Source organism: Neosynechococcus sphagnicola sy1 (genome assembly GCF_000775285.1).
GTDB classification, from domain to species: Bacteria; Cyanobacteriota; Cyanobacteriia; order Neosynechococcales; family Neosynechococcaceae; genus Neosynechococcus; species Neosynechococcus sphagnicola.
The window spans coordinates 13,870-29,543 of sequence record NZ_JJML01000030.1 but is presented as its reverse complement, the minus strand read 5'-3'; the positions used below and the strand labels follow the sequence as shown (position 1 = coordinate 29,543).

Below are 15,674 nucleotides of genomic sequence, written 5' to 3'. Positions count from 1 at the left end.
TAATTTGTTTGCCCGCATCGTAGCCCACCGATTGGCTCACTCCAGCGGCACTTTTGACACTTTGACTGTCGATAATCGCTTCCGACGGGCTGCGATGACGCTCCTGTTCAATTCGGGTACACTCTCGCAATCGGTCGTGCATCCGCACCCAGGTTCCATCTTTGCGCCACTGACGAAAGTAGGTGTATACGGTTTGCCATGCCGGAAAATCCCCTGGCAACCCTCGCCATCGCACTCCCTCCACCAAAACATAGAAAATGGCGTTCAGAACATCCCACATATCGACGCTACGAGGACGACCACCGAATTTCGGCTCGGGTATCAAGTCGTTGAGTAGTTCAAATTGGGCTTGAGACAAATTACTGGGGTAAGCTTTACTCATGACGCTCTCTCAGTGCTGTGTACGACATATTCGCAGCTTACACTGAGTGAGCTTTTTTACTCACTAAACGACTTTTAAAACACCCTCTAACGTTCGACGTAAGGGGCTGCTTGCGGCAAGCCGCAAGCAGCCCCCTTGACGGAGGGGTTAACCAGCAAGGCGGGTTGAATCGGCTTCACAGCTATGCTCGAACTCAAGACTTTTGCCGTTGGTAAACATAATTGTGGCTCGCACATCGCCGGACTCGAATGCTGTGTAGGCGACTGATTGAACCGTTTGACCGACGACAGACTCCATGCCCGAAAGATCGTTGAGCAGCAACCCATAGGAGAGATCTGAGTTTTCTGCCGCCTCCGGTGGCTCTGACATGCGCCAGAAGATAGTTTCGCATTCGAAGTACAAGCGATACCACTGCTCAGCAAAGCGCAAGTAGGCGACGTTGACTTGATCAGTGATCTGCTGACCTTCGAAAAACGTGCTGGAGAACAAAGCCAGTGCAGCGTTGCCCAATGAGATGAGGCACTTCGCCGTTGAGATAGTAGCGGCATGCGGTGTTCATTGACGGCTAACAGCTGAATTCAGCGGCGGTAAATATACTCTGCATTTCCGAAAGGATGTCCATACCGTCCGCTGCAATGATTGGTTATCCGTACTGCGAGTTCTATCTATGCCACAATCTCTAAGCACAGCTTCGTCCCTTGTCTACAAATCGCAGGGAGCGTAACGGTTGAGCTGAGCGGCGCGCGCGCTGCCTTACGAGCTTGGTACTTTATCTTTCACGCGTCCGCTCCAGCGATTTGTTAGGCATCCGAGCTTGATTCCTGCGCAGTGACCTTGAGTAGCTTCACCCGGAACTCCAATACCGCGTTTGCTGGAATTTTGCCCGGAACCACCTGGTCTCGATAGGCGAGATGTGGACCGACACGGATTCTGCGCTCTCCGCCAGCACGCATCCCCTCAACCCCATACTTAAGGCCCGCAATGACGCTGCGACCAGCAATGCGAAACGCGTAGGGTTGGTCGGCCTCCACAATGTCGCCTCGGTTCAGCACAAGCGTATAGACAACCTCAACATCGGTTCCCCGCGACGCTTCGGCGCCTTCACCAACCGCAAGGTCTTCAAACTTGACACCGCCGCGCCCGCGCTTCATAAAGAGGATGCCTAACGACTCAAATCAGCGGCTGCAAATAAGACTAAACTCAGCACAGCAGATTTTCGTAAGTCCGCTGCATTTGAATTGTTATGCGGATTATATATGCTCTGCATGTTCTGCAACAAGTTTAATAAATTTATCTGTTTCTTTGTCAAAGTCATCCTGAGATTTTAGAAATGGATTCAGAAATTTTTTGCCATCTATGTCACCTGATAAACATTGATTCTGATATGACATCATTATCTTGTTCGCTATCCCACGCACTTCAATAACTTTTACGTAATCTGGTTTAAGTCTTGAAAAATACAGATCAATCAACATGATATGGCGCTGGTAATCATCGCACGGGATCGGTGGGCAATTGGTCAGATATTATTAACTGTTATCGTGATGTACTTTTTTATTCAAGGACGGAAATGGGCAAAATGGCTACTGTTATGCATCTGTAGTTTACTGGTTGTCATTCTCATCGGGATGGTTCTTGCACTAAGTTCAAAGCTCTCTACTACCCTGGTTTTTAGAAGCTTGATCATGGCTGCTCTCATTACTGTTATTGCAATCTACATGGTCACTAGCAAAGATTTAAATCGTTGTCAGCCTGACCCCAAGGATGACAAGAAAGCATTACCTAAACCCACAAGCCGATACCTAGAACTACTGACTCTATTTCCTGACAAGGCTGCATCAACTAACCGCTTCTTGCAATTCTTAACCTCCGAGCAAGATGATTTTAAACAGCTTTGGTGATTTTTTGCAGTATTTTTAGGGTGATCAGAGCTTTCAGATAGCATACCGACGCGACATTTGCCTATGATGTGAAAATGTTTACGGGCATGATGTCCTCGTCGGTTCCAAATGAAAATTGCCGCCACTGTTCAAGCTCGACTGGGATCATCCCGCCTTCCCGGCAAAGTCCTGAAACCAATTTTGGGTCAGCCCATGTTGGCATTGCAAATCGAGCGCATTCGCCAGAGTCGCTTGATTGATCAAATTATTATTGCCACCTCCACCGAACCCCAGGATGATGCCTTGGCCACATTGGCACAGCAGCTCGGCGTTGCTTGTTTCCGAGGCAGCGAACAAGATGTGTTGGGACGGGTGGTGGGAGCCTTGCAAGCGTTCCAGGTTGATGTGCATGTGGAATTGCTGGGCGACAGCCCCTTACCCGATCCGTTGCTGGTGGATGCCATGATTGGCTACTACCTGAAACAGGCTGATTGCTATGACTATGTTACCAATGGCTTGAAAACCACCTATCCCCCCGGCGCGGAGGTGGCGGTCTATCCGACGGCGGTGTTGGTGGCGGCGGAGCAACAGGCAACAGATGCAGCCTTACGTGAACACGTGGGCATTCATATCCATCAACACCCCGATCACTTTCGCTTGTGTAATCTTGAGGCTCCTCCCTGGTACCACTACCCCGATCTGTATCTGGAAGTGGACACGGCTGAAGATTTTGAGGTGATTACCGCCATCTATGAGCACTTCTATCCCCAAAATCCGGGCTTTAGTCTGGCTCAGGTGATTGACTTTATGATCGCCCATCCGAAGCTGGTCAGCCGCAATCAGCAGGTGGTGCGGCGGTGGAAGGTGTTTCGTCAGGAATAACCCCGTGAGTACACCCCAATGGCAGGTGGGAATTATTGGCTGTGGCCGCATTGCCGGAATTCTAGATTTCCCTGGTAGCCCTAAGCCCATCACCACCCATGCCCAAGCCCTTGATCAGCATCCTCAGTTTCAGGTGGCGGCTGTGGTAGATGCCAGCCTAGAGCGGCGATCGCAGTTTCAGCAGATCTGGCAAGTCCCCAGAGCCTATGGGTCGCTCTCAGAGCTGCTGGCCCAGGAACAGCTAGACGTGATCAGCCTCTGTAGCCCCAATCCCTGGCATTACCAGCAAGCCGTCGAGATTTTGACCGCCAGCGTTCCCCCCCAAGTGCTGCTGGTGGAAAAACCCGTGTGCCAGAGATCGGAAGAGTTAGCTCACCTGCTGCAACTGCATCGGATTGTCCCCACCCAACTGATTGTCAACCATACACGGCGGTTTGACCCAGCCCATCGTCGGGCAGCGGCTCTGCTGCAATCTGGGCAACTTGGCTCCTTGGTGAACGGGCGGGGGATTTATTATGGGGGATGGCTGAATAATGGCGTTCATTTGATCGATACCTTGAGGCTACTGTTGGGGCAGGAATTACAGGTGATGGCAGTAACGCCATCCCCCGGAGGCCGAGGAACGGACGACAATTTCGAGGTGCAGATCCAAATTGGAGAGAGTGTGGTGGTTTTGGAAGGGTTTGATGAGCAGTACTACCAACTGTTTGAGCTAGATCTGCGGTGCCAACTGGGTCGAGTTTGCCTCCAGGATTTCGGCAGTCAAATTGGTATCGCCCAGGTCGCTATTAACAATCTTGGAGAACGAGTACTGGTACCCCAGTTGCAACTCCAGGGTTTAGCCTCCCCGAATTGTTCATGCGATCGCGGCGATGGCGGATTATCTATCGGGTCAGAAGACGGTATTCTCAGCTCTGGGGGTCGATTTACCAACGGTTCTGGGCACCATGACCCCCCGTGTGGCAGTGTCAGGCTCTGGCCTGTCCCCCTTCGACCTCCACCCTTGCTGAAGCGTCATGAACTTGAAATCCTCCGCCTTAGCCATCAACGGTGGCACCCCTGTTCGTACCCAACCTTGGCTAGACAACTTCACCACCGGAGAAGCCGAGAAAAAAGCTGTGTGTGCAGTGCTAGACAGTGGCTACCTGTCTCTCTTTGAGGGTTCCCATACCCCCTCTCCCCCCTTTAGCTTTTGGGGTGGCCCCTGGGTACAACGTCTGGAGGCTGATTGGTGCGAGTACTACGGGGCCGCCTATGCGGTGAGTATGAACAGTGCTACCTCAGGGCTGTATGCCGCGATCGCAGCTCTGGGGTTAGGGTATGGCGATGAGGTGATCGTTTCGCCCTACACCATGAGTGCCTGTGCTGCCTGTACCCTGCTCTATGGTGCCATTCCCATCTTTGCCGATGTGCAACTGACAACGGGCTGTCTTGATCCCCAGTCCATTGCTGCCCATGTCACGGATCGCACCAAGGCGATTCTGGTGGTGCATCAGTTCGGCATTCCGGCGGATATGGATGCCATTCTGGCGATCGCCCGCCAACACAACCTCAAGGTGATTGAAGACTGTGCCCAAGCCCATGGTGCCAAGTACAAAGGAAGGTACGTGGGTACCTTGGGGGATATTGGCATTTTTAGTTTGAATGTCAACAAGACGATTCAAACGGGAGAAGGGGCGGTTTGTACCACGAATGATCCGGATTTACGCTATCGGTTAGCCCTGATTCGCAACCATGGGGAAGCGGTGGTTGGCCCAGCGGGGTACGAAAATATCACCAATCTGATCGGGTTTAATTTTCGTTTAACTGAAATTCAAGCCGCGATCGCCATTGAACAACTGAAAAAACTCGACCACCTGAACCAGATCCGTCTTGACTACGTGGCCCAACTCAATGAAGCCCTGGCTCACTATGACTGCCTGCAACCGCTGACGGGCAGTGATGGCCAACCGACCAACACCTGGGATCGTCCAGACGCTAGTCTCGCCACCTACTATGTCTATCCCCTGCGGTATCTACCCGAAGTGCTGGGACTGCCCCGAGAGCAACTAGTGGCTGCCCTGAATGCCGAAGGCATGAGTTTCTATCAGGGGTATGTCAAACCGCTTTACCTCCAACCCCTCTACCAACAGAAACAGGCCTTCAAACACGGCTATCCCTTTACCGCCCCGGAAAATCAGGGAATTCAAACCAACTACTATTTGGGAGCCTGTCCAAATGCCGAAATTCTGCATTTTGAGCAAATGGTCTTGAATGAGCATATTCGCCTCCCCCACACCCCAGGGGACATGAATGATATTCTGATTGCCATTGAGAAGGTCATGGGTGCCCTGGAATCATGTTAAGTTCACCTAGGCACGGTCACGACTTCCTCGGCAAACGCCTCTGCAAGACACCATGAAAACACTGCTGGAAAAACTCTACCCGCTGAATCGTCTGGCACTGTCGGACGGAACGGATCAAGCCATGGCGCTCTTGCAGGTGGAGTTGCCGGATCTGAAAATTTTTGAGGTGCCTTCGGGAACCGAATGCTGGACTTGGATTGTGCCGGAGAAGTGGGTGGTTCGTGAAGCCTATATCTCCGATGGCGATCGCCGGATTGTGGATATGCAGGATCATCCCCTCCATGTCGCCAGTTACTCCCCCCGGATGGAGCAGTGGGTTTCCCGGGAAGAACTCCTGCCCCACCTGCATGTGGCCGCATCCTATCTAGCTGACATGGGCTATCGGTTACCCGAGCGTCCCCATGCGATTCCCTGGGTGGTCAACTACTACCAGCGGGATTGGGGGTTTTGTCTGCAGAAGCAGCGTCTGGATGCCCTCAAGGGCGATCGCTTCTTCGTCAAAATTGATGCGGAGTTTGTCCCCGATACCCTTAAAATTGGCGACCTCACCGTTCCAGGCCGCAGTCAGGAGATGATTGTCTTCATCACCAATATCTGCCATCCCTACCAGGTGAATGATTCGATTTCTGGCCTCGTGGTGGCGGTGGACATTGCCAAGCAATTGGCACAGATGGATCATCACTATACCTATAAGTTTTTATTCCTCCCTGAAACCATTGGTTCCATTGCCTATCTCAGCCACCATGAGCATCTGATTCCCCTGATGAAATATGGGCTGTTTGCTGAGATGCTGGGACACGAGAATGATTTTGTCATGCAGCGATCGGCCCAGGGGCACTCCCCGATCGACCGGGTGGCTGAATACGTCTTGAAGCGATCGCAACCCACCTATCGCACCGGGGAATTTCGAGAAGTTCTCTGCAACGACGAAATTAGCTTGAATGGTCCAGGGGTAAACGTTCCTACTATTTCCCTCAGTCGCTGGCCCTACCCCCAGTACCACACCAACGAGGACTGCCCCGATATTATTTCCGAGGTGCAGCTAGAGTCAGCACGGGATCTCATTCTAGAAATTTTCAAAATCTTAGATGCTGACCGCACCCCAATCCGACAATACAAGGGGCCAATTTTCCTCTCTCGCTATGGTCTCTGGGTGGAATGGCGAGAGAGTGATGAGAACCGTAAACTCCTCGATCGCATTGAGAAGATCATGCTGTTAATGGAGGGGGAGTTGTCCGTCTTTGACATTGCCGAGAAGGTCGATCTTGATTTCTGGGTGGTGTTAGATTTTCTCAATAAGCTCCACGATAAAGGCTTAATTGAGTGGCAAACCCCATCATGACCGAGATCGATTTTCTCGACCATCCTGTCTTGATTGCGGGACACCGTCGCAGTGGGACTACTGCGTTTTTAAATCTCTTAGAAGGGCATCCCCAACTCTGTACCTTTCCCGCAGATAGTGGCTTTTTCTATGGCTATTTTCCCCCCTACGATACCGATGCCTACACCGTTGATCAAAAACTCAATCGCATTATTGATTTCTGCTATGGCAATCTCCGGGAAGAAGTCGAGAAGGTCAATCACGAGAACCCCGATCAACCCCCGCTGGACTTTCCCTTTGAAACTCTCCACCAGAACTTCCGTCAGCAGGCATTGCAGAGCCATCTAACTCCCAAGTCCTTACTCACCGCCATGATTGCTGCCTACTGGCAAACCTATGGTCTTCCTTCAGCTCCCATCGCCTGGGTTGAGAAAACTTCCAGTAGTGAAATCTACGCCAACTATATTTTTGACTGGTTTCCCCAGGCGCGGTTTCTGCATGTGATTCGAGATCCTCGCGATAACTATAGTTCCCTGAAATCTGGGTGGGCTAAGAATTACCAACAGCGGGGCGAAGACCCCCGACAATTAATTCAAAGCATGATTGATCGGGGCCGACTGGGGATGGAGCTCGCCCGTTATAATCAGCAACGCTATGGCAAAGCATCTTATCTGGTGCTGAAATACGAAGACCTGATACAGCAGCCCCGGCAAACCATGGCAGAGGTGGCAGAGTTTTTGGGTATTGAGGATCACGATTCCCTACTAAAACCCACTGTCTGCGGTCGCTCTTGGAGAGGGAATAACTTTGATGGTACCGTGTTTCATACCCTCTCGGACTTGAATATTGGTCGCTGGCGCGATCGCATTACCCCAGAGGAATGCCAGGTGATTGAATATTATTTCCGAGATGTGATGGCGTATTTTGAGTATGCCCCTGCATTCCCTTTGCATGAGGCCATGGATGCAGTCGTAGAGTATTACAAGTGGTATAACTATGCCCAACATTTTCGCGTCTAGTGGGTCAGATCTAGACACATTGCTGGAACAAGTTCGTCCCGAAGAACTCGATCAAATCCAGATCAAGTTACATATGCAAGATATTGCCTATCTCCAGCAAGCCTACCCGACCTTAATTGCGGTGAACTGCATTGCCTGCGATTCTCCCCATTATCATATTGCCTTCGAAAAGCTAAGGTATACCTTTAATCGCTGTGATGGTTGCGACTCTCTCTTCATTTCACCCCGGCTCTCTCGGGAAGCCCTCGCCTATTTTTTTCCAACAGGCCACCTCAATGAAGTTTCGTGCCCAGGCATTTTATGATGCCGTTGCCGAAACCCGCATTAAAACTATTTTTGAACCACGCTGGCAGCTGATTAAACAAGTACTCCAGAACTTACAACTGCCATTACCAATTCCCAATGTGCTGGAGATTGGAGCGTCGGTGGGTCTGTTTGCAACGGTTGCCCTCCAGAGTGGAGATGTCCTAGCCTTTGATGCCATTGAACCCTCTGCAGCAGCGGCAGAGCGCCTCCGCAATCTTGGTCTCAGACACGTCTATGTGGGCATGGAGACGGAGTTTACGGGGGTGATTGAGCCGATTTACGATGTGATTTTTTGTAATGGAGTACTGGAACATCCCTTTGACCCTGCTGAGTTTATCCAAAACTTAAAACAGTTCCTGAAGCCAGACGGAGTTTTAGTGCTCTGTTCATCGGGCGCTTCTGGGATTGATTCGTTGTTACTGCAACAGGAGATGCCGAATGCGTTTCCGCCCCATGTGCAAAATTTTATCTCGGATCAAGGAATACAAGCTCTCAGCGATCGCTGTGGTTTGAGGTTACGGGAGTTTCGATCCATCGGCCAATTAGATCTGGATATTATCTACCATCACCTCCTGAAACAAACTACAGAGCCATCGGAGCCTGCGATTGCAGCGGTTCTGGTAAAATTGCTCGATCATGCCCAACTGCGAGCAGACTTACAAGCCGTGCTGCAAAAACACCACCTCACTGGTTTTTTCCTGGCTGTTTTATCAACCTCTGAGGAATTGTAATCTCAGCCTTGAGTGATTCACCCTAACTTTTTTGTGGGAGTAGCGAGAGAAATTTGTTCCTAGCAACAACAGCCCTCGATGATTTTTGGGAAACGGAGTCAGAGATTCTATTTTTAGGGCGTTGGTGTCTTTTATACGCCCGCCGTCAGCAATGGCAATCCTTGCGTTATCAAGTGCTCCCCGATCCCTGGAGCGATCGCTCGGTATTTTATACGGCGGCGGACTATTTAGCCCAGTGCCAGCAGCGGATCTTACCGATTCTGGGGGACTATTTAAATTCGGTGCATGATCTGGGCTATGGTACGAGATCGTGGCAGCTGCTGATGGGTTACTGGCTGGGTCGCTATCTGCACGCCTTTTACGATCGCTATATCCTGCTCAAACAGGCGTTGGCGGCTGATCCCGATCTAGAGACGATCCTGTTAGATCCGGCCTGTTTTCAGACCCCCAAAGATACCGCAGACTTCATCGATCTGTATCTGGGCGATCGCTATAACTTGCAACTTTTTTCCCAGATCTTGATCGGCTTGGGATATCAATTCCCGATGCAGTCCCTGCCGCTGCGATCGTCCCCAGAGCTTCGGGATTTTCAACCTCTGGGTTCAACGGTGGCTGCCCCTGATGTCGGTGGTCAACCCTATCTGCTGGTGGGGGATCTCGGCTGTTCGCAGTCCATGAAACAACAGCTAATCCAACGTCTCGGGTCTCAAGCCCGTGCCTTTGAGTCTTTTACGCTCGATCTTCCCCCTCACCTACCAATTTGGACTCCCCCTCGACAGGGCTTCGCCGCTCTCCCGGCCACCGATGAATTTGAGCGCCTGTTCCTGCAATCCTTGGCACAAAATTTCCCCAGGCTCTATCTCGAAGGCTTGGCTCCGGCGCGATCGCAGGTACTCAAACATTACGGTACCTTACCAGCCGTGATGATTTCCGTGACTAATTGGTATAGTGACGAGGCGTTTAAGTTTCTGGCAGCGGCGGCGGCAGATCGGGGCTGTCGGCTCATCTCCGGCGATCATGGCGGTGGTTGGGGCTTTATGCGCTTGTCCTCCTTTGATTGGTACGATCGCCAATTTGCCGATACTCTGATTGCCTGTGGTTGGGCAGATCCAGCGGCTCCTGGTTATCTAAATTTGCCGAGTCTGTTCACGTCTGGTTTGCTGAGCCTCACCGCACCACCGCCCCGATCAGAGTCAGATGGGCAGATTTTGTTTGCCGCCACCTCCCATTCCCGTTATTTGTACCGCTTCCATTCCTGTCCTGTGGGAAGTCAAATGGAGGGCTATTTAGATAGGCAACAGCAATTTTTAGCCGCACTCCCCGAGTCGGTGCGATCTCACCTATTGTGGCGATCGTATCCGGTTGAACATGGACATGCCGTTTCCCAACGGATTGCCGATCATTTCCCCGAGGTGCAGCTAGATGATGCCTCCACCTATCCCTTTCGCCAGCGGTTGAATTGTTGCCGAATTTTGGTCGTCGATCATCCCTCCAGTACCTATCTGGAAGCCCTGGCCGCTAACATTCCCAGTGTCATGTTTTGGGATCGGAATCGCTGGGAAGCGCCGCTAGCCGCTGAGCCTGAGTTTGCTGAGTTACGCCGGGTGGGCATTCTTTGGGATTCCCCCCAAGCTGCTGCTGCACACCTGACTAAGATTGCTTCAGATCCATGGGTTTGGTGGGGACAACCCTCGGTGCAGTCAGTGAGGCAAGCGTTTGTGCAGCGATTTGCTCGAGTCGATCGCAACTGGCTCGAACCCTGGTCTCAAGGTCTACGCCAGCAACTGATTCAAGTCTGTGAACAACGCCGACTGGCACAACCCAAAGATGGGCAGCTCCTCAGTGCCCTAGGGGAAGCCTATTGTCGTCAGGGAGATTTGCAGCGGGCACTCTGGTTCCAGGGGCAGGTCTGGATCAAACAGTTAAGATCGAGCTTTCAGCCTCATTAACCATTGAAGCACTGACGTTAACCCTCAGAGAGGGTAGAGATCCATATTTGATCTGTGCTTCATAGCATCATCTAGCCTATCCTGATCTCGTTACTCCGCAGAGCTGTTGTGGTTAAAGCAATTATTTTCCTGGTGGTTCTGGGTGCAATCGTCATCGGAATTTTAGCCGAGCCATTGATTGTGAAATTCAGGAGATCGTGCTTAAAAAACGCGGCCTTTCCCTCCGCCTTGGCAGCTGATGATTGAGCGCAATCTTACGATTTATTCTTATCTATCACCTACTCAGAAACGACAACTTCAAGAGCACATTCAGGTTTTCCTGCGAGAAAAACAATTTCTTGGCTGTTTGGGCTTAAAAATAACAGAAGAAATGAAGGTAACGATCGCAGCGATCGCCTGTTTGTTGTTACTCAATAATCAGGGAAAGTACTTTTCTAAACTGCGATCGATTTTAGTATATCCCAGTACATATGTTGTCACAGAAACCGCGATCGATGAGAATAGAATTGTGGAGCAAAAGCGCACGGCGAGATTGGGGGAATCCTGGGCAAAAGACCAACTGATCCTTTCTTGGCAACAAGTGCAGCAAGATATCCGTAACTGGAAAGATGGTCATAATGTCGTCATCCATGAGTTCGTCCACCAGCTGGATCAGGAGGAGGGCAGAGTGCAGGGCGTACCAATTTTGCCGAAAAATCTAGATTATACGCTGTGGAAACAGGTGATGACGGAAGCGTATCTAAGCCACTGTGATGATGTGGAACGGGGTGTGAAGACACTCATAGATGCTTATGGGGCCATCAATCCTGCGGAGTTTTTTGCTGTGACTACTGAGACATTTTTTTGAGAAACCCCGGCAGTTGCATCTGAAACATCAGCCTCTTTACGAATTGCTAAAACACTACTATTGCGTCGATCCTGTTCAGTGGGTATAAATATACCCCAGAAACCTTCACTGGGGATTCTATCAACAGGTTTTATCGGAGAGACTCACCAGCCGACAATAATCTTCCAGAAAAAAGTCCCCAGGGCAAAGGTGGCGAGGTGTTGGGGGAGCAGACACCAAATGGGTTGCTTGGCAATTTTTTGGGTAAGAATCACACTCAACCAAGTGGCAACAATCAAAGTCACCCCTTGCAAAAAAGCAGTAACGGCTGGGTCAGCGATCGCAATCCAATGATTTCCACCACTGAGGCCAAAGGTGGCGAGGCTAACCGGAATAATCCGTCCAGCCTCATTAAGACCCAACCGCAGATAGTGGGCAAGGCTAGCCCCTAAAACCAAGGGGAGATAGCCATAGGCTAATTCAATAAACCGTCGAGCTTTGACCCGTTGATTGATCAGCCGCACTAGGCCATGAACCAAGAGGGCGATCGCCCCTGGAGTTATCAGCACTAAAACGGAAATAACGCTATGGATGCCAAAATTATCTAAATTTAAATTCCAACCTAACTGTTGTTGAATCTCAGTTAAGCGATGGAGAAAAACTGCACCTAGGAGTAGAAATAATAAACAGACTTCTGCATACGTGGGTATATGAGTTGTCCATAGATCAATCCCAGGCGGACGGAGATTTAACTCAACGGAGTGGTGAGGACACGCCTTCAGACAGGTCATACATAAAACACAGTTTCGATTATCCTCTAACTGTGCCGGATGGGAATAAATTGGACATCCTGCTGTCTCTAAACCCTCACCTTTCTGCGGCCCTCCCTTGTAACATTGATAGGTAGTACAGGTGGCAGAGCAAATGCCCTGTTGGGCGCGAAGTTCAATCATTGATAACTTGGCAAATAGACCATTCATGCCACCAATTGGGCAGAGATAGCGACACCAAAATCGCCTTTCAAATAGGATCGAAAAAATCACAGCTCCAGCTGTGATTAACAGGAGTAAACAACCCGATAGATAGGCCAAATTTTCTAAATCCCAGAGTTCTTCCCAGAGTAAAATTAGTGCGAACATCCCAAAGATAAACCAGCCACCCCATTGCTCCGCTGCTGCCCTTGGCCAAGCACCCAGGGTTCGAGGATAGATCCAGAGGGATAACTTCTGAGCCAGTTCTCCATAAATCATAAACGGACAAACCGAGCACCACAGGCGACCCACAAAGGGAAAGGCAATTAAGATTAAAGGCCACCACCAAGCCCAAAATAAATTCAGGCCTAAATTATGATCTCGACTTTGCGGTCCCAGCAGCAGAATTGCGACTACTACCGCAAATGCCACCAGAGTCATGCCATAGTTAATGCGATCGGGCCACCAAGGGCTGCGCAAAAATTGTCGCAGTCGAGGGTGGGAATTTAAAAGATTGAAGCGGAAGCGTCGGGCTTTGGTACCCACCGACCAAAACACTTCTTCCGTTAGTTCAGCTGCTCCATTGGATTGAATCACAGCCCGTTCAATCAGACTTTCTAATTCCGATAAATTACCGGGAAAATCATAACTTTGGAGCCGCCGAATGGCTTCTGGTGTCACACTGGGACGACGAATGCGGCGAGTCCGACAAAATAAGCTGACATAGTATTCAACCTGGGCAGCAATATCTGCTTTCCTCACCCGGAGCGGAGGTACCTTAATAGTATGAATTCCCGATCGATCCAGGATAGGGAGTGTTTTTTCCGTGATGATAATCAGATGGGCTTGGCAAGGTTTTGTAGGGTCTGGAGCTGCTGCAATGTCATTTTGATTTCCCACCTGAGCAAAGGTTGCTGTTTCTAGTAAATCAACTAATTTCAGCTGTAAATCGGCAGACATATCTTGAGCATTGTTGAGGATCAGAGTGCCCTTACCGAGCCAGTTCAATAACCCTGGATCACCTCCCAGCTGCCCGAATAGATTGGATCCATCGGGGTTGATCTCATGACAATTAACTTTAATCAGGGGTTCTCGGCGATCGCCGGAGCTAAAGTGAATCAACGCCGCAATAATGTCCTTCCCTAAACCGGGTTCGCCAAAAATAATCACGGGTTGACGATTGCCACTGGCCTTTTGAATGTCTGCCCGTAACCGCTTGGCGTAGCGACTGGAACCCACAATCCCGCGTTTGGCGTTCGGCACCAAATAGGGGCGTAAAATTGCCTGCCGTTCTTGCTCATAGAGCAATTGGGACGAAAGCGCAGCCAGCTCCGCAGCCAGTTGTTTTGACACTAACTGAGAAATTTCTGGGTACCGCTGCACCAGGGTCAGGAATGATGATTTGGGAATTTTCCAGAACTCACAGTCACTCAAGGTAATCACCGTGGTTTCCGTTGGCTGGTCGAGCACCAGTGCTCGCAGGTGCAACAGACTACCAGGCAACAAACTGAGGGCATCCGCAACGCTGTCCTCGCGGGTGTGGTAACTCTCCAGTCGTCCCTGATAGAGGATATAGAACGCCTGGGGATAGGTATCCTCCAAAATCAGGCGATGGTTTTCAGGGATGATTTCCGTTTGCAACTCAGCGGCGATCGCCGCTAACACCGCTGTTGGCAGCGTACCCAACAGGGTATGCCCTTGCAGCCATTGGATTTGTTCGGTGAGATCCATCTGCTGACCCCCATGGGAGTTTCCTCTCATTATCCGCTCCAGACTGCTTTACAGCGACCCAGAAGCCCGATAGGATAATAATGTTCGATAAGTAATATTTACGAACATTCAGCCCGTCTGCCCCCGGAACCCCAACCATGGATCTCTCCTACCGCCTTTCTCCCCCCTCTGACCTCCCGGTTCGCGGTCAAATCGCTGGACAGGCTGATAGCGATCAGCAGGTTGTAGGTATGTGGTTATATGGCAAGGCGATTACCACCCAACATGCCTATCAGGGAGAGATGCGGCGGTTTCTAACCTTTGTCAACAAACCGATGGCACACATTACCCTGGGGGAGGTGCAGCAGTACATCACCTCCCTTGGCAACCTGGCGGCCAGTTCACAAGCGCGGGCGATTAATGCCATCAAGTCTTTGTTTGGGTTTGCCTACCGGATTGGCTATCTCCCCTTTAATGTCTTGGTGCCCGTGCAAGCCCCTAAATTTAAAAACACCCTGGCGGAACGCATTCTGCCGGAGATGAATGTGCAACTCTTAATTGCCCTCGAAACCAATCCCCGCAACCGAGCCATCCTCAAGTTGTTATATGGCGCTGGATTGCGTGTCAGTGAGCTATGTGGTCTGAAGTGGCGTGACCTGCAACCTAGAGGTGAAGGGGACTTTCCCGGACAGGTGACGGTCTTTGGGAAAGGGGGGAAGACCCGCACCGTTGTCCTCACCGCTGGCCTTTGGCAAGAATTAATCAGTCTTCGGGCCACAGCCAGTCTGCAGGAGCCCGTGTTTCGCAGTCGCAAGCAATCCGGTCACCTCACCCCCACCCAGGTACGTCGGATTGTAAAAACAGCGGCGCAGCGTATCCCCGTCATGGAAACCAAATTAGCTGCCAAGGTTTCCCCCCACTGGCTCCGCCATGCCCATGCCAGCCATTCCCTCGATCGCGGTGCCCCCATCCACTTGGTACAGGCAACCCTCGGTCATGCCAGCGTTGCTACCACCGGGCGTTATCTCCATGCCCGACCGTCCGATAGTTCGGTACGGTTTTTGGCTATTTGAACCCTGGGTTGCCCCGGTTGACTTTGTCAAAGATTATTCTGCTGAACTGATCAAAAGTCCAGAACATATTCACACCTACCAACAGCATGATGCGATGATCCAAGACATTGTTACCTTGGGTAGCCGCTATGGCTTGACTGCATTGACCGCGAAACAGATCATTCGTTACTGAAAGTCGCAGATCGGCCCCTGGTAGAACTCCTCAGTCGCAACCCGGAAATCGCAAAGTTTTTGGGCGATCGGCTCTCAGATTTAGTCTTTACAGTCACTACTGCCCAT

16 protein-coding genes and 1 pseudogene are annotated in these 15,674 nt (G+C 50.8%); 12 read left to right on the top strand and 5 right to left on the bottom strand.

The window, feature by feature from the left end:
• From DO97_RS13545 to DO97_RS13530, 4 genes are all read right to left on the bottom strand, one after another.
• Nucleotides 1-382 (bottom strand): IS5 family transposase (locus DO97_RS13545; protein ID WP_036534300.1); only part of this gene is annotated, 382 nt, incomplete at its 3' end.
• 147 nt (nucleotides 383-529) lie between these two features.
• The gene (locus DO97_RS13540) at nucleotides 530-892 is read right to left on the bottom strand and encodes a hypothetical protein (RefSeq protein ID WP_036534298.1); all 363 of its coding nucleotides are present in this window, start codon (nucleotides 890-892) and stop codon (nucleotides 530-532) included.
• A gap of 290 nt (nucleotides 893-1,182) precedes the next feature.
• The gene (locus DO97_RS13535) at nucleotides 1,183-1,533 is read right to left on the bottom strand and encodes an FKBP-type peptidyl-prolyl cis-trans isomerase (protein WP_036534297.1); all 351 of its coding nucleotides are present in this window, start codon (nucleotides 1,531-1,533) and stop codon (nucleotides 1,183-1,185) included.
• 99 nt (nucleotides 1,534-1,632) lie between these two features.
• Nucleotides 1,633-1,857 (bottom strand): hypothetical protein, encoded by a 225-nt coding sequence (locus tag DO97_RS13530; protein WP_036534296.1) that lies wholly within the window; start codon nucleotides 1,855-1,857, stop codon nucleotides 1,633-1,635.
• Nucleotides 1,858-1,860: 3 nt separating this feature from the next.
• Here DO97_RS13530 and DO97_RS21185 point away from each other — a divergent pair, with 3 nt between their 5' ends.
• The 10 genes and pseudogenes from DO97_RS21185 (at nucleotide 1,861) to DO97_RS13485 (ending at nucleotide 11,750) form a co-directional block, all read left to right on the top strand.
• Nucleotides 1,861-2,283, top strand: a complete 423-nt coding sequence (locus DO97_RS21185; RefSeq protein WP_052128730.1) for a hypothetical protein — start codon at nucleotides 1,861-1,863, stop codon at nucleotides 2,281-2,283.
• Between the two features lie 108 nt (nucleotides 2,284-2,391).
• Nucleotides 2,392-3,144, top strand: a complete 753-nt coding sequence (locus tag DO97_RS13520) for a cytidylyltransferase domain-containing protein (protein ID WP_036534295.1) — start codon at nucleotides 2,392-2,394, stop codon at nucleotides 3,142-3,144.
• Nucleotides 3,145-3,148: 4 nt separating this feature from the next.
• Nucleotides 3,149-4,303 (top strand): Gfo/Idh/MocA family protein, encoded by a 1,155-nt coding sequence (locus tag DO97_RS26735; RefSeq protein ID WP_052128729.1) that lies wholly within the window; start codon nucleotides 3,149-3,151, stop codon nucleotides 4,301-4,303.
• The gene (locus DO97_RS13515; protein WP_239651734.1) at nucleotides 4,263-5,489 is read left to right on the top strand and encodes a DegT/DnrJ/EryC1/StrS family aminotransferase; all 1,227 of its coding nucleotides are present in this window, start codon (nucleotides 4,263-4,265) and stop codon (nucleotides 5,487-5,489) included. Before DO97_RS26735 ends, DO97_RS13515 begins: the two co-directional genes overlap by 41 nt.
• Nucleotides 5,490-5,541: 52 nt before the next feature.
• A complete protein-coding gene (locus DO97_RS13510; protein WP_036534291.1) occupies nucleotides 5,542-6,831 on the top strand; it encodes a DUF4910 domain-containing protein in 1,290 nt (429 codons plus the stop codon).
• The gene (locus tag DO97_RS13505) at nucleotides 6,828-7,829 is read left to right on the top strand and encodes a sulfotransferase (RefSeq protein WP_036534289.1); all 1,002 of its coding nucleotides are present in this window, start codon (nucleotides 6,828-6,830) and stop codon (nucleotides 7,827-7,829) included. The genes DO97_RS13510 and DO97_RS13505 overlap by 4 nt, the downstream gene beginning before the upstream one ends.
• Nucleotides 7,807-8,133, top strand: a complete 327-nt coding sequence (locus DO97_RS24440; RefSeq protein ID WP_036534286.1) for a hypothetical protein — start codon at nucleotides 7,807-7,809, stop codon at nucleotides 8,131-8,133. The genes DO97_RS13505 and DO97_RS24440 overlap by 23 nt, the downstream gene beginning before the upstream one ends.
• The gene (locus DO97_RS13495) at nucleotides 8,105-8,866 is read left to right on the top strand and encodes a class I SAM-dependent methyltransferase (RefSeq protein WP_036534284.1); all 762 of its coding nucleotides are present in this window, start codon (nucleotides 8,105-8,107) and stop codon (nucleotides 8,864-8,866) included. The genes DO97_RS24440 and DO97_RS13495 overlap by 29 nt, the downstream gene beginning before the upstream one ends.
• Before the next feature lie 53 nt (nucleotides 8,867-8,919).
• Nucleotides 8,920-10,815, top strand: coding sequence for an LIC12162 family transferase (locus DO97_RS13490; RefSeq protein ID WP_036534282.1), 1,896 nt, complete (start codon nucleotides 8,920-8,922; stop codon nucleotides 10,813-10,815).
• A gap of 108 nt (nucleotides 10,816-10,923) precedes the next feature.
• Nucleotides 10,924-11,750: pseudogene (locus tag DO97_RS13485) on the top strand (M90 family metallopeptidase).
• 55 nt (nucleotides 11,751-11,805) lie between these two features.
• Here the strand turns inward: DO97_RS13485 and DO97_RS13480 are convergent.
• A complete protein-coding gene (locus DO97_RS13480; protein WP_036534306.1) occupies nucleotides 11,806-14,343 on the bottom strand; it encodes a sigma 54-interacting transcriptional regulator in 2,538 nt (845 codons plus the stop codon).
• A gap of 137 nt (nucleotides 14,344-14,480) precedes the next feature.
• Between DO97_RS13480 and DO97_RS13475 the strand changes: the two genes are divergently transcribed.
• Both DO97_RS13475 and DO97_RS26730 read left to right on the top strand, forming a co-directional pair.
• Nucleotides 14,481-15,395, top strand: coding sequence for a tyrosine-type recombinase/integrase (locus DO97_RS13475; RefSeq protein ID WP_081980752.1), 915 nt, complete (start codon nucleotides 14,481-14,483; stop codon nucleotides 15,393-15,395).
• Entirely contained in the window at nucleotides 15,352-15,567 is a 216-nt protein-coding gene (locus DO97_RS26730) for a hypothetical protein (RefSeq protein ID WP_036534279.1), read from the top strand. The genes DO97_RS13475 and DO97_RS26730 overlap by 44 nt, the downstream gene beginning before the upstream one ends.
• The last annotated feature ends 107 nt before the right edge of the window (nucleotides 15,568-15,674 follow it).